This window comes from Paraburkholderia sp. RL17-368-BIF-A, assembly GCF_046054045.1.
GTDB lineage: Bacteria > Pseudomonadota > Gammaproteobacteria > Burkholderiales > Burkholderiaceae > Paraburkholderia > Paraburkholderia graminis.
The window spans coordinates 170,195-185,159 of the sequence record NZ_JARESN010000006.1; the positions used below are offsets into that span (position 1 = coordinate 170,195).

At 60.8% G+C, this 14,965-nt stretch carries 8 protein-coding genes; 7 read left to right on the top strand and 1 reads right to left on the bottom strand.

All coding sequences use genetic code 11. The features are described from left to right. Positions 1-12 precede the first annotated feature (12 nt). Entirely contained in the window at positions 13-2,349 is a 2,337-nt protein-coding gene (locus tag P0D87_RS12945; protein WP_053860467.1) for a DUF3141 domain-containing protein, read from the bottom strand. Positions 2,350-2,642: 293 nt separating this feature from the next. On the opposite strand from P0D87_RS12945, the gene P0D87_RS12950 reads away from it, so the two are divergent. The 7 genes from P0D87_RS12950 to P0D87_RS12980 all read left to right on the top strand — a co-directional run bounded on the left by P0D87_RS12950 (position 2,643) and on the right by P0D87_RS12980 (position 14,912). After that, positions 2,643-5,039 carry a phosphoketolase family protein gene (locus tag P0D87_RS12950; protein ID WP_053860468.1) on the top strand — a complete coding sequence of 799 codons (2,397 nt, stop codon included), beginning with the start codon at positions 2,643-2,645 and terminating at the stop codon, positions 5,037-5,039. 86 nt (positions 5,040-5,125) lie between these two features. Then, on the top strand, positions 5,126-7,624 hold the full coding sequence (locus P0D87_RS12955) for a glycogen/starch/alpha-glucan phosphorylase (protein ID WP_149029256.1): 2,499 nt from the start codon (positions 5,126-5,128) through the stop codon (positions 7,622-7,624). Then, complete coding sequence (locus tag P0D87_RS12960; RefSeq protein ID WP_082367212.1) at positions 7,611-9,701, top strand: glycogen debranching protein; 2,091 nt, start codon at positions 7,611-7,613, stop codon at positions 9,699-9,701. The genes P0D87_RS12955 and P0D87_RS12960 overlap by 14 nt, the downstream gene beginning before the upstream one ends. An 89-nt stretch (positions 9,702-9,790) precedes the next feature. Next, on the top strand, positions 9,791-11,380 hold the full coding sequence (locus P0D87_RS12965) for an aspartate:alanine exchanger family transporter (protein WP_006051613.1): 1,590 nt from the start codon (positions 9,791-9,793) through the stop codon (positions 11,378-11,380). A gap of 56 nt (positions 11,381-11,436) precedes the next feature. Continuing rightward, positions 11,437-12,432: a 2-hydroxyacid dehydrogenase gene (locus tag P0D87_RS12970; RefSeq protein WP_006051612.1), complete on the top strand. Its 996-nt coding sequence runs from the start codon at positions 11,437-11,439 to the stop codon at positions 12,430-12,432. Between the two features lie 198 nt (positions 12,433-12,630). Then, positions 12,631-13,200, top strand: coding sequence for a BPSL1445 family SYLF domain-containing lipoprotein (locus P0D87_RS12975; protein WP_006051611.1), 570 nt, complete (start codon positions 12,631-12,633; stop codon positions 13,198-13,200). A 92-nt stretch (positions 13,201-13,292) separates the two neighbouring features. Beyond that, positions 13,293-14,912, top strand: a complete 1,620-nt coding sequence (locus tag P0D87_RS12980; RefSeq protein WP_082367214.1) for a tetratricopeptide repeat protein — start codon at positions 13,293-13,295, stop codon at positions 14,910-14,912. Positions 14,913-14,965: the final 53 nt, after the last annotated feature.

Consider the following 14,965-nt stretch of genomic DNA (forward strand, 5'->3'; position numbering starts at 1 on the left):
CTGGCTGGCGGACTATGGCCGCTCGAGCGCAGCAACGGAGCGGCCCGGCGTGGGCTTCGCCGTGAGTGCCTGGCGAATGCGATCGAACATGGCCCGCTGCGCTTCAGTCGGACCAGTGCTTTGTACGCGTTCGTCTTTCAACAATTCGTCTAGCAGCGTGATGAAACGCGCCCGATCTTTCCTGTCGGCGACAAGTACCGGCAACGTGGCAATCGCCTCATCCTGCTCGAAGCTGACGATGATTTCCTGCTCACCGCGAATTCGCCGCCACTGATCGGCAGGCAGATCCGGAAGATAGCTCGCGTACGCCTGAGCCAGTTCCTTGCGCGTGACGAGCCGCGAAAGCGGCAATGGCTCGCCTTTGCGCGAGAGCAGGGCGGCCGCGCGTGCGATTGCTTCCGTGTAGCCCCCTTCGCGGATCGACGCGAGCGCTTCCTTGACGAACGGCAAATCGCGAGGATCACTGTCGGGCCCGGTCCCGCTTTTGGCCCTGCTTTCTGCCGCAGGTTTAGCGTCAGCGAGATAGAGCGAGAACAGGTTGCCGTAGATCGTGAAGAATGTTGCCTCCGTACCTGCATCGCGCATCTCCCGATAGTAATCGAGCGATGCGCTGATCATTTGCGAGCCGCTTTGCTCGATCGCGCGCCACGGGTTGTCTGCTTCCGCGGGCTGGCGATGAGTCTTCACCGCGCTCGCCGCGGATGGCAGCCACGCGAGCCAGGGATTGAGATCCGAGAACGCCCAGCGCTGCAAACGCAACGGATGAAATTCGCGAAACAGCCGCGCGGTCGTTTCGTTCGACATGGCCTGCACGATCGGCTGGGCGAACAGTTCGTACGCACGCTGGTTGAACTCGGAAAGTTGCGCGACGGCTTCGAACGGCTTTTCGTCCTCGCGCTCGAAGCGGTTGAAATGCGCCGCGATTTCTTCGAGCCGATGTTCTCGAAACTCGACCTCGTATTCGGTTTCGCCGTTTGCGTCTTTCCGTTCGGTGATCGACATTCCGTAGAGGCCGGGCGCAAAAGATTCGATGGCTTCCAGCACTGAGACGATCTGCGTGTGTTCCTTCTTTGCCACTTTGCCCGATACAAAGATGCCGAGATGGCCGATGTCCTGATGCATGAGTCCGACGATCACCTGGCCGCGGGCCTTGATTTCCTCGGTGCTGCCGTACAGATCCGCCACCCAGTTGAATGCCTGTTGCGGCGGCGTGATGTTATCGCCAAGCGACGCAAACAGAATGATCGGCGAGCGGATTTCGCGCAGATCGAATGCCTTGCCGCTTGATCCTCTCACATCGCCAGACCAGAGCTTGTTTCCGATGAACAGGTTGTGCGTGATCCACTCGATTTCCTCGCGGTTCATCAGATAGTAATCGCCCCACCAGCGTTCGAAGTCGAGAAAGCGGGGCGGTTCGGTATCGACGTTATGAAAGAGGTGATAGTACTTGTCCCACAGCGTATTCGCCGGATTAAGGCTCTCGAAGTTCTGCACCAGATGAGCGCCGTCGAATTTTCCGGCTCCGAGATCCGCGGCAAATGACGCAAGCCACGAGCCTCCGAGTATGCCGCCGGCGTAGCGCATCGGGTTATCGCCCTGGCCTTCGCTCCACGCACCGCTCCAGTAGGACATCGGCGCGCCATTGATGACGATCGGGCCGGTGTCGTCCGGGTCTGACGCCGCGATCATCATCGCGGCCCACCCGGCCTGGCAATTACCGACGAGCGCGGGTTTCGGGCTGTCGGGGTGTAGCGTGCGCAACCGCTTCACGAACTGCTGCTCGGCGGCGCACACGTCGAGCAATGTCTGGCCCGGTTCTGGATCGGGAAAGAAGATGAGAAAGTACACCGGATGTCCCCCGCGCAGCGCGACACCGGCTTGTGAGTCGTCCTTGAAGCCTCCAATGCCCGGGCCATGGCCGGCGCGCGGATCGATAATGAGGTAAGGGCGCTTGCGCGGGTCCACGATCACGCCTTCGGGAGGCTTGATTTTTAGCAGCGCGTAGTTGACGGGTCTTTCGAACTGGCGACCGTCGAGAACAGACTCGTAGTCGAAGTGCAACACGGGTTTCGGATCCTGCCGGGCCCGCTCGCGATACGCAGTCCCGCGCTCACGCAGCGTATCGAGAAACATGACCGACCGCTGAATGATGTCGAGCCCGTAAGACCATGTGTCCCAAGGCGTTGGCGCACGCGTGGTCGGCGCGGCTGCAGTGTCGCAATCGACACCTGACGCGGTGCGCACGCGTTCTGTCAGATGCTCGTGTGCGACCGCCCTGCGTTTCGTCAAAATGCGGGCAACCTTTGCATTGATGTCCCGACTGCGTGAAAACTGCTTTGCTCCGTCCATGAGATGGACCTCGACATTGAAAAGCGGGACCAACGAGGCGCGACTTGCCAACGGTTTGAATGCTGAAGGCAGCGCCCGACTGTGGCAATTGGACCATGGTCCTACACGCGAACCGCTGGTTGCTGCCGGCCCGGCGGCGGGCAGGCGGCCGACGGCGTAATGGAGCAGGTTGGCTGCCCGCCAACATCGGCCTAAGGTCCTATTGCCTGTCGCCTGTCCGGCGTTTATCTCTATTGTGTAGAGCCGCTCGGCTGTTTGTTGGGGCCGAGGCTGCACGCACAGGAGACACCAGCATGAGCAGCGATCGAGCATCGGACTCCTCGTACCCAACCGCGCTCTCCAACGACGAACTAAGGCGGATCGACGCCTGGTGGCGCGCGTGCAATTACCTCTCGGTCGGCATGATTTACCTCAAGGACAACCCGCTTTTGCGCGAACCCCTCAAAGTCGATCATGTAAAGCACCGTCTGCTTGGGCACTGGGGCGCAAGTCCCGCGCTTTCGTTCGTCTGGGCGCATCTGAATCGCGTCATCAAGCGCGACGACCTGGACATGATTTTCATGGCCGGGCCTGGGCACGGCGCGCCTGGCGTACTCGGCCCAGCCTATCTCGAAGGCACCTATTCGGAGGTCTACCCGGACAAAAGCGAGGACGCCGAAGGCATGCAGAAGTTCTTCAAGCAGTTCTCGTTTCCGGGACATATCGGCTCGCATGTGACGCCCGAAACGCCCGGCTCTATTCATGAGGGCGGTGAACTCGGTTACAGCCTGTCGCACGCTTATGGCGCTGCGCTCGACAACCCCGATCTGATCGTGGCCTGCGTGGTCGGCGATGGTGAGGCCGAGACAGGTCCGCTTGCGACCGCGTGGCATTCGAACAAGTTCATCAATCCCGCGCGCGACGGCACCGTACTGCCAATTCTGAACCTGAACGGCTACAAGATCGCCAATCCGACGATCCTCTCGCGCATCAGCCACGGAGAACTCGCGGCGTTACTCGAAGGCTACGGCTATATGCCGTATTTCGTCGAAGGGTCCGACCCGTCGCAGATGCATCAGACAATGGCCGGCACGCTCGATACTGTGATCGCCGACATCCGCTCGATTCACGAAAGGGCGCGCGCGGATGGCAATGCCGAGCGTCCACGCTGGCCGATGATCGTGTTGCGCACGCCCAAGGGCTGGACGGGGCCGAAGGAAATCAACGGCCATAAGGTCGAGGGGTCATGGCGTTCGCACCAGGTGCCGTTCTCGGATGTAAGGGGAAACCCCGCGAACCTCGACCTGCTCGAAAGCTGGCTGCGCGGCTACAGGCCCGGCGAATTGTTCGATGACTCCGGAAGGTTGCTTACGGAACTGCGCGAGCTTGCGCCGCAAGGCCCGCGCCGCATGAGCGCGAACCCGCATGCAAACGGCGGATTGTTGCGCCGCGATCTGAAGCTGCCCGACTTTCGCGACTACGCGGTCGAAGTTTCACGCGCCGGCAATGTGCTGCGCGAAAACACGCAGCCGCTCGGCCAGTTTCTGCGTGACACCATGCGTTGCAACATGGACACCTTCCGCGTCTTCGGCCCCGACGAGACTGCGTCGAACCGGCTTCAGTCGATTTACGAAGTCAGCAAGAAAGCGTGGATGGCAGACATGCTGCCCGAAGACGACGACGGCGGCGAACTGTCGCGCGACGGCCGCGTGATGGAGATGCTCTCGGAGCACACGCTGATGGGGTGGCTCGAAGGCTATCTGCTTTCCGGCCGCCACGGCTTCTTCCACACGTATGAAGCGTTCGCGCACGTGGTGGACTCGATGTTCAACCAGCACGCGAAATGGCTGGACGTATGCAAGAACCATGTGCCGTGGCGGGCTTCGGTGGCCTCTGAAAATATCCTGCTTTCGTCGACGGTATGGCGTCAGGATCACAACGGCTTCTCGCATCAGGACCCCGGCTTCATCGACCTCGTGACTAACAAGAGTCCCTCGGTCACACGGGTTTATTTGCCGCCGGACGCCAATACGCTGCTCGTCGTGGCGGATCAGTGCCTGCGCTCGACCGACTGCATCAATGTCATCGTCGCCGACAAGCAGAAGCACCTGCAATTCACGACTATCGACGAAGCGGTCGTGCATTGCGCGAAAGGCATGGGTCTTTGGCGGCGCGCGAGCAATGACGAAGACATGGAGCCCGACGCGGTGATGGCTTCATGCGGCGACGTTGCCACGCAGGAAGCGCTCGCAGCAACGGCCATTTTGCGCGAGCGTCTGCCCGAGTTGAAACTGCGCTTCGTGAATGTAGTCGATCTGTTCAAAATGCAGCCGGTGACAGAGCATCCGCACGGCTCGACGGAGCGCGAATTCGACAGCCTGTTTACCGTCGATAAGCCCGTGATATTCAATTTTCACGGCTACCCGTGGCTGATTCACAAGCTTGCGTATCGATTCCGCAATCACGAGAATCTGCACGTTCGCGGCTACACGGAGAAGGGCAACATCAATACGCCGCTCGAACTCGCGATACTCAACAAGGTCGACCGCTTCAATCTGGTGCTGGACGTGCTCGATCGTGTGCCGCGCCTGCAGGGCAGAACCGCACATCTAAGAGAAGACATGAGGAACGCGATCATCCTCAACATGAACTACGCGCATGAGCACGGTACGGATAATCCGGAGTTGTCGGAATGGGTGTGGCCGTATTGACCGTCCGGAGCATAGAACCTGCGTTGCGCGATCCAACGGGAGCCGGGGCCGATCCTGCCCCGGCGTGAAATGCGAGGGCCGAGACCATGAACGAGGTTTCCGTAGCGGAAGCGGCTTTGAATACGCAAGGCGCCACTCACGACGTGAGCGGCTACGCGTTCCAGAACGACGTAGTCAGGAATCTGATTTGCCGGGTAGGACGCTATCCGGACATTGCAAGCCCGCACGACTGGTATATGGCGCTTGCCTTCAGTGTGCGCGATCGGATGCTCGCGCGCTGGGCCGCGTCGACGAAAGTCTACGCCGCACAAAACGTCAAGGTCGCCTGTTATCTGTCCGCAGAGTTTTTGATCGGCCCACAGCTTGGCAATAACCTGCTCAATCTCGACATGGGAGACGAAGCGCGCGAGGCGATGCATGCGCTGGGGCAGGATGTCGACGCGCTGCTTGCGATCGAGGAAGAACCCGGACTTGGCAACGGCGGCCTCGGACGCCTTGCCGCGTGCTACATGGACTCGCTTTCCACGCTGGAAATACCGGCGATCGGTTATGGCATCCACTACGAGTTCGGCATCTTCGATCAGGTTATCCGCGACGGCTGGCAGGTGGAGGTGACAGACAAGTGGCTGCAGAACGGCAATCCCTGGGAACTCGTACGGCCGGATGTGAGTTACTACATCGGCTTCGGCGGATACACGCAACAGCAGACCGACGCTGAAGGCCGCCTCCGCGTGAACTGGATACCGGCGCGGCAAGTGAAGGGCGTTGCCTGCGACCTGCCGGTGCAGGGCTATCGTGTCGATACCTGCAATGTACTTCGGCTGTGGAAGAGCGAAGCGGTCGAGTCGTTCGACTTCCAGGATTTCAACGCCGGCGAATACTACGAGGCTGTGCAGGAGAAAGTGGTTTCGGAAACCTTGTCCAAGGTTCTCTATCCGAACGACGAGCCCGAGGCGGGCAAGCGTCTGCGGCTTGCGCAGCAGTATTTTTTTGTTTCGTGTTCGCTGCAGGATATGTTGCGGCTAGCGGCATTGAAGAACACATCGATCGAACACTTTCCTGACCTGTTTGCCGCGCAACTCAACGATACACATCCATCAATCGCCGTTGCCGAGTTGATGCGTCTGCTGCTGGACGTGCACGGACTTTCCTGGGATGCGGCGTGGGATATCACCCAGCGCACTCTTGCATACACCAATCACACGCTGTTGCCCGAGGCGCTTGAAACGTGGAGTCTGCCGCTCTTTCAGAGCCTGCTGCCGCGCCAGCTCGAAATCATTTATGAAATCAATCACCGTTTTCTCGACAGCGTGCGGTGTGCTTTTCCCGCCGACGACGCGCGCGCGACGCGCATGTCGCTGATCGACGAACGCGGCGACAAGAAGGTGCGCATGGCGCATCTCGCCACGGTGGGCGCGCATGCGGTCAACGGAGTCGCGGCATTGCACTCCGATCTTTTGCGCCAGACGGTGCTGCGTGATTTTGCGGAGATGTATCCACAACGCTTTCTCAACGTGACGAACGGCGTGACGCCGCGCCGCTTTCTCATGTTGAGCAATCCGGGGCTCGCGGGTCTTCTCGACGGGACTATCGGCGCGAAGTGGCGAGCCGACCTGACCGAGCTCGACGCGCTTGCCGCGCATGCCGACGATGACGGCTTTCACGAGGCGTGGCGTGCAATGCGCTTCGACAACAAGGCGGCGCTGGCGGCGCGTATCGCTGATGCAACAGGTATCGACGTCGACCCGAACGCGCTATTCGACGTCCAGGTCAAGCGCATCCACGAGTACAAACGCCAACACCTGAACGCGTTATACATAATCAGTCTGTATCGGAGGCTATGCCGCGATCCGGGGCTCGACATCGCGCCGCGCTGCTTCATCTTTGGCGGCAAGGCGGCGCCGGGCTACGCGATGGCCAAGCTGATGATCCGCCTGATTACGGGCATTGCCGAAGTCGTCAATGACGATCCGGTAATCGACGGTCGGCTGAAAGTCGTGTTCTATCCTGACTTCAACGTGAAAAACGGGCATTGGGTGTATCCCGCCGCCGACCTCTCGGAGCAGATTTCAACCGCGGGCAAGGAGGCATCCGGCACGGGCAACATGAAGTTCATGATGAACGGCGCGCTGACCATCGGCACGCTCGATGGCGCGAATGTGGAGATCCGTGAAGAAGCGGGCGCCGACAACTTCTTCCTGTTCGGCTTGACCGCGCAACAGGTCGAACAGGCCAAGCGCGACGGCTATCGTCCTTCCGACTATGTGAAGTCTAACGACGAACTGAGCGATGTGTTTTCGCAGATCGCGCAAGGGCGCTTCTCGCGGGGCGACCCGAATGTATTCAGGCCACTTGTCGACAGTCTGCTGCAATTCGACCCGTTCCTCGTGCTGGCCGATTTCGCGGATTACGTCGCGTGTCAGCAACGTGTGAGCGACGCGTGGCAGGACGCAAGGCGGTGGACGCGAATGTCGATTATGAATACGGCGCGATCGGGCAAGTTCTCGTCCGATCGTGCGATAGGTGAGTATTGCGAGCGCATATGGAACGCTCGTGCAGTGAGGATCGACCTTGAGCAGCGCTAACGTCGATAGCCAGCGTATTTGTGTAGCGCGGCCCGGCTCACGATTTCCGCCTGGTGCGTCGGTCGTGCCGGGCGGCGTGAATTTCTGTATTTTCTGCCGGCACGCGACTCGCCTGGAACTGCTGCTTTACGCTTCGCCGGATAGCATCGCACCGTTCCAGATCGTCGGACTAACGCCCGAAACAAACCGCACATTCTATTTCTGGCATGTGTTGATAGAAGACCTTCCGGAGCAATGCTGCTACACGTGGCGTGCATACGGCCGTCATGGTGTTCCGCAACTGGATGACGAAGCCAGCAGCCGTTTTGAGTTGCTCGATCCCGGCGCGCGCGCGGTCAGCGATCGGCGATGGCGCCGCCAGCCCGCTGCCGCTGTACGGGAGCGAGAGCATGCTTCGCTGCGAGCCATCGTCACCGAACCGCTGGGCGAACGCGAAGACGTGAGCGTGCGCACACTCGATGACGCGATCATCTACGAGCTGCATGTAGGCGGATTCACGCGCGATTCGTCGAGCGGCGTTCAACACCCCGGAACGTTCTCGGGGCTGATCGAGAAAATCCCCTATCTGAAGGATTTGGGCATCACGCACGTGGAGTTGCTGCCGGTGATGGCTTTCGATGAGCAGGACGTGCCTGCACCGGCTGCAGCGATCGGCCTCGTCAATTACTGGGGCTACAGCACGCATAGCTTCTACTCTCCGCATCCTGGCTATAGCGTCGAACCTGGGCGCGCGCCGCAGGAGTTCCGTGCGTTCATCGATGCGATGCACGCGGCCGGGATCCAGGTGCTGCTGGACGTGGTGTTCAATCACACGGCGGAAGCGGGCGCGAGCGGCCCTGTGATCAATTTCAAGGTGCTCGCCAACGAAGTCTTCTATCACGTCGATCCGGCGCAAGGAGGACGTTATCTCGACTACACCGGCTGCGGCAATACGGTCAACTGCAATCATCCGCTGGTGTCGGCGTTCATCCTGCGTTGTCTCGAGTACTGGGTTCGGGAATTCGGCGTGGACGGTTTTCGTTTTGACCTCGCGAGCGTATTCACGCGCGGCGAGGGCGGTGCATTGCTAGGTACGCCGCCGTTGCCGTGGGCAATGGAAGCTTCCCCGGTACTCGCGCGCGTGCCGCTGATCGCGGAGGCCTGGGACGCGGCGGGGCTGTATCACGTCGGCGCGTTTCCGGGCATGGCGTGGGCCGAGTGGAACGGGCGTTACCGTGACGTGATCCGGCGCTTCGTGCGCGGCGATCCTGGAATGATCGGCCAGATGTGCACGTGTCTCGCTGGGAGCGCTGATCTTTACCAGGCGGACGGCAGGCTGCCAGTGAACAGCATCAACTTCGTCACCTGCCACGACGGCTTCACGCTGCGCGATCTCGTCAGCTACGACGCGAAGCGCAACCAGGCCAACGGCGACGACAACCGCGATGGCAGCAACGATAACCTCTCGTGGAATTGCGGCGAGGAAGGCGACACAAACGATCCGTCGATCGTCCGTCTGCGTTTGCGGCAGGGGCGCAACTTCATTGCGATCCTGCTGCTAAGCCAGGGTGTACCCATGCTTCTCGCCGGCGATGAAATCCTGCGTACCCAGCGCGGCAACAACAACGCTTACTGCCAGGACAACGAACTGTCGTGGACGGACTGGCGCTTCTCCGATGACTCGCTTGACATGCTGCGTTTCGTGCGCGAGATGATCGCGCTGCGCAAGCGTCACCCGAGCCTGCGTCGTCGCCGGTTCTTCACGGGCGGTACGGAGCATGGCCAAACGCATCCCGATGTGGCGTGGCACGGGGAACGGCTCGGAGCGCCCGCATGGGGAGACCCGCAGGCTCGCCTCGTCGCGTTCACGCTCGCGGCACAGGCGCTCGACGAGCCCATGTTGCACGTCATCTTCAACATGAACGCAGACGGGCGCGATGTTGAGCTTCCCGCGCTCGACGACGGGAGCTGGCGGCGGCTCGTCGATACGGCTGCGGAACTGCCGTCGAAAGTCGTTTCGAACATTGAAACGGCCCGCGTCGAGCGCGGTATCTGCCGCGTCGAATCGCGCAGTGTGGTCGTACTTGAATCGAGATGAATTGGTGCAGTGGTGCAAGACCGTCGGCGGCAAAGCGACTTCCATATCGATGTATTGCTGCATTGCCTTGTACAACCTGAGGGGGCGTCATGGACGCAGTCAGAACCTTCGTCGAAGCTCAGCCGCTCTTTGCGCTGTTTTTGACGATCGCGGTTGGCTATCTGATCGGCGAAATCAATGTGAAAGGCGTGGCGCTGGGCTCCGGGGCAGTACTGTTCGTTGGGCTGGCGCTTGGCGCGTTCGCGCCAAAAGCCACGCCGCCAGCGTTGCTGGGCACGCTGGGTCTGTTGATGTTTCTGTATGGCATCGGCATTCAGTACGGCGCACAGTTCTTTCGTGGACTGACGAGCCGCGAGGGCCTAAAGGCCAATCTCGCCGCATGTATCGGCGTCATTGCGTCAGGCCTCGCAGCGTGCGCGTTCATCCGCTTTGGCGTTACGCTCGCCGATTCTCTCGGCATGTTCGCAGGGAGCGGCACGAGCACGGCGAGCCTTCAGGTTGCGATCGCATCGATGAACAGCAGCGATGCCGCCGTGGCCTATAGCGTTGCCTATCCGTTCGGCGTGGCCGGGCCGATTCTATTTATCTATGCGCTCAACGTGGCGCTCAAAGCCAGGATACGCAAGCCGCCCGCGAAGTTGCTCGAGACTGCGGAAATCGCGCTGCGCAATGAGCGTCTCTTTGGTCTGCGGTTGCCGGAACTTCTGACACAACTGCCTGCTGGCGTAGCCATCGCGGCCGTGCGGCGCGCGCATCGCAACCAGCTCCCCACCGACGATCTCATTCTGCGCGCCGACGACGTCCTTCTTGTCACGGCCACCGACGCGCGCCTGCTCGAGGAGGCGACGACGCTGTGCGGGGAGTTGCAGCCGGGACGCATCGCGAGTCACCGGGAAGACCTGGACTACATGCGCGTGTTCGCTTCGAATCCGTCGGTGGTCGGCATGCCGCTTGGCAGTCTGCGTTTCCCGGACGGTGTGAACTGCGCGGTTGCGCATGTGCGGCGCGGCGATACGGATCTGCTGTCCACGCCGGAGCTTGTTCTCGAAGCGGGCGATCGGGTCGGCCTGCTCGTGAACCGCGCGCATCAGGTGGCCGTGCGCGCGTTCTTCGGCGATTCGATCAAGAGCACGGCCGATCTCAGTTTCATTTCCTTGGGCATAGGCGCGGCTGCGGGACTGCTGGTCGGCGCGATCCCGCTGCGCTTTCCGGGTCTCGGTGCGTTCAGTCTGGGTCTGGCGGCGTTGCTGCTGGTCGCGCTGTGCCTTGGCAAGGCGCGCCGCAACGGACCGTTCGTATGGACGATGCCGCTTTCCGCGAACCTTGTCCTTCGCAACCTCGGACTCACCATCTTCCTCGCGCAAGTGGGCATCGCTTGCGGACCCAAGTTCGTCACGACCGTCGGGACCGCGGGGCCGCTGCTGCTGCTTTATGGCGCGATAACTTTGCTCGTGCTCGTCGGCGTCACGGCGATATGCTGCCTCTGGGTTTTCAAGCTGTCTTTCGATACATCGGTGGGCGTGATTTGCGGTGCAACCGGCAACCCCGCGATTCTCGCCTTCGCGAACCGCGTTGCGCCGACGGATCAGCCCGACATCATGTACGCAATGATTTTCCCGTCGATGACCATCCTCAAGGTGCTTTTCGTGCAGCTTGCCATAGCGATTGCGGCCGGCTAGACAAAGCTGCGCCGCACGAGGACGGACGTTCAATCCGGACACTGAAGGAGTCGATCATGGAAGTAGCGGTATTTAGTTCGACGCGCTATGAACGCCGGTATCTCGACGGAGCGAATCGCAACGGTGCGCACAAGCTGCATTACTTCGACGTGTTGCTGGATACGGATACCGCCGGCCTCGCCGCCGGCTACGGCGCCGTCTGCATCTTCGTCAACGACAAGGCGGACGCGGAAGTACTCGGCGCGCTGCACAGGGGCGGGACGCGTCTGCTGGCTCTGCGCTGCACGGGCTTTAACAACGTCGATCTCGCCGCTGCCGCCGGGCTCGGCATGAAGGTGGTGCGCGTGGTGACGTATTCGCCGAACTCCGTGGCGGAACATGCCGTAGCGCTTCTGCTTGCAATCAACCGAAAGGTGCATCGTGCCTACAATCGCACGCGTGACTCGAATTTCTCGCTTGACGGGCTGACTGGCTTCGACCTTTGCGGCAAGACGGTTGCGGTGGTCGGCACCGGCAAGATCGGCTGCGTGTTCGCGAAGATCATGCTCGGCTTCGGCTGCAGGGTGATCGGTTTCGATCCGCAACCGTCGGCGGAATTTCAGGCGCTCGGTCTGAGCTATGCGAAGCCCGGCGAGATAGGGGAGCAGGCTGACGTTATTTCGCTGCATTGTCCGCTTACACCGGCGACACACCACGTGATCAACCCGCAGACGCTCGCACGCGCGAAGCGAGGCGCGATACTCATCAATACCAGCCGCGGGGGCCTGCTCGACACCGAGGCTGCCATCGACGCGTTGAAGACCGGGCAGCTCGGCGGCCTTGGAATTGACGTGTACGAACAGGAGAGCAATCTCTTCTTTCGCGATCTATCGAGCGAAATCATCACCGACGATGTCTTTCAGCGACTCGTGTCGTTCCCCAACGTAATTGTGACGGGGCATCAGGCCTATCTCACGCACGAGGCGTTGACGACCATTTGCGAAACCACGCTTGAAAGCGTCTCGGCATTCGAGAACAATCGGACTTTAGAGAACGAGGTGAAGATCCAGTAGCAGCGTGTGCTATTGACTACGCGAAGCGAGGCTAACGAGGTCGCGACGCATCGGACCAAGGTCCTATACCTGCCCGCGTGCGCGAGGCCTATCGTTCATGTGCGGTGTTGCCGCGTTACTCCGTCGCGTGGCGGATACGAATCGCAATCTCATCTGTTTCCAGGCGCAAATCTGGCGCACTTCAATAAGGGAACGCTCATGAACCGTCGCACTTTTTTTTCGGTTAGCGCAATCGCACTAGCCAGCTCGCTCGCCGCGTGTGGCACGACCTCGAATCCGACGGAAGCGGCCAATAAGCGCAATGAAATCGACGACGGCGTCGATGGCGCCCTCAAGAAGCTATACAGTTCGACGCCGGGTGCTCAGGCGCAGGCCGGCAACGCCAAGGGGATTCTTGTCTTTCCGTCCGTGTTCGCGGCAGGCGTGGTGGTCGGCGGCGAATACGGCGAAGGCGCGCTTCGCGAGCGAGGCACGTCCGTCGGGTATTACAAGACCAGTACCGCCTCATTTGGCTTGCAGATCGGCGCCCAGTCCAAGGCGGTGATACTCATGTTCATGACGCAGGACGCGCTCGACAAATTCCGCACCACCGACAAGGGCTGGACAGCCGGCGTGGATGGCTCCGTCGCGGTGGCCAAGACTGGCGCCAACGGTTCGCTCGACACTGCAACGACCAGTTCGCCGATCGTCGGTTTCGTGGTCACGAACTCCGGCCTGATGGCCAACCTCAGCTTTGAAGGCACGAAGGTCAGCAAGCTCGACATCTAGAAGCGGTGGCGGACCGGATGAATCTCCGCTGAATCTGGCGGTAACCAACCGGAAGCATCGCTCGTAAGACCCGCTAGACGCGATTCCGTACAATGGGCCTCTACGATCTTTGGACAGATCGCACTTGCCTGGTGCCCAGCGTAATGAGTCACGATACTGAACACATTCTCGCCGCCGCGCAGGCGAACTTGCAGGCCGGTCGGCTCGACGATGCGGCAAGCCTGCTTCACGGCATTCTGAAGACCGCTCCCGACCACGGCGAGGCGCTCGCAGGCCTTGGCTATATCGCCGCCCAGCAGGGCGATCATGCACGCGCCGCGGACTATCTGATCCAGGCATCGGAGCGTGCGTCACTCTCGTGGCATCAACTGAAGTTCGCCGCGCAGGTTTGTCGGCTGGCGCAGCGCCGCGATGCTGCTATAGCGCTGCTCGAACGCTGCCTGGCGCAGTGTCGCAACGATGCCGCCGCGTTGCATGGTGTGGCGGTGTCGCTGATAGAGCTTGGCCAATCGCAGCGGGCACTCGAGGTGTTCGTGCATCTTTGCAAGGTCCATCCGCAACTAGCCGAAGCGCACTACAACCGGGGAACGCTGCTAGGCACGATGGGGCGCTATGACGACGAGCTCGATGCCTACCGGCAGGCCATCGCGCTCAAGCCACGTTTCGTGCGCGCATACGTTAACCTCGGGGTCGCATTGCGAGATCTCCGGCGCTTTGATGAGGCGTTGCTTCAATTCAGGAAGGCGCTTTCGATCGATCCGAACGACGCCGGCGCACGCACGAATCGAGCACAGACCAATTTACTGCTGGGCGAATTCGAACACGGCTGGCGCGAGTACGAATGGCGCTGGCGCGATGGTACGGGCGACCACGGATTTCCGCAGCATTCGCTATGGACTGGCGCGCAACCGATAGGCGGAAAGACAGTGCTCGTTCATCATGAGCAAGGGTTCGGCGACACGCTGCAATTCGTACGCTTCGTGGATCAGCTAAGTGCGGCCGGCGCGCATGTCGTGCTGCGTGTCCATGACGCGTTGTTACCGCTCCTCCGACATTATCCTGGCGCAGCGGAAGTTATCGGCGAGACCGACCAGGTAAAGCATTTTGACTATCACATTCCAACCATGAGTCTGCCGTTTGCGCTCAAGGTGGGGACACCCGGTCCCGCGCTATCCGGTCCCTATCTGCAGGCCGACGAAGAGCTTGTCCGTCAATGGGACGAGTTGTTGCCGGTCGCCAGGCGACGGCCGCGGATTGGGATTGTGTGGTCGGGAAGCCGTACGCATCTGAACGATCACAATCGATCGATTCCGCTTGAGCAACTAAAGCCGGTATTCGAAACCGACGCGGAATTCTTCGCGTTGCAACCGGATGTGCGCGATAGCGATCGGGCGTGCCTCGCACAACTTGAGCAAAGCGGGGCGCTACGCGATGTGTCAGGACGGCTAACCAGCTTTGCCGAAACCGCTGCGCTGATCGCCCGGCTCGACCTGGTAGTCAGCGTCGACACAGCCGCGGCGCACCTGGCCGGGGCGCTTGGAAAACCCGTCTGGATCGCTCTGCCGTTCATGCCGGACTGGAGATGGCAACTCGATAGGAACGATAGTCCGTGGTATGCAAACGCGCGGTTATTCCGGCAAGCCACGAGAGGCGATTGGACGGATGTAGTCGCTGCGCTTCGCGCAGAGATCGATGCACTGCCGGACGTCTAAACGGTGGCTTTCGTGCTGACATTCGAGAGTCAGCAGGACCCAAGCGATGCTCA

Excerpts from the sequence above, each read along its gene's own strand:
- P0D87_RS12950 (WP_053860468.1), top strand. The coding sequence starts at position 2,643 with ATGAGCAGCGATCGAGCATCGGACTCCTCGTACCCAACCGCGCTCTCC.
- P0D87_RS12980 (WP_082367214.1), top strand. The coding sequence starts at position 13,293 with ATGGGCCTCTACGATCTTTGGACAGATCGCACTTGCCTGGTGCCCAGC.
- P0D87_RS12975 (WP_006051611.1), top strand. The coding sequence starts at position 12,631 with ATGAACCGTCGCACTTTTTTTTCGGTTAGCGCAATCGCACTAGCCAGC.
- P0D87_RS12970 (WP_006051612.1), top strand. The coding sequence starts at position 11,437 with ATGGAAGTAGCGGTATTTAGTTCGACGCGCTATGAACGCCGGTATCTC.
- P0D87_RS12965 (WP_006051613.1), top strand. The coding sequence starts at position 9,791 with ATGGACGCAGTCAGAACCTTCGTCGAAGCTCAGCCGCTCTTTGCGCTG.
- P0D87_RS12945 (WP_053860467.1), bottom strand. The coding sequence starts at position 2,349 with ATGGACGGAGCAAAGCAGTTTTCACGCAGTCGGGACATCAATGCAAAG.
- P0D87_RS12955 (WP_149029256.1), top strand. The coding sequence starts at position 5,126 with ATGAACGAGGTTTCCGTAGCGGAAGCGGCTTTGAATACGCAAGGCGCC.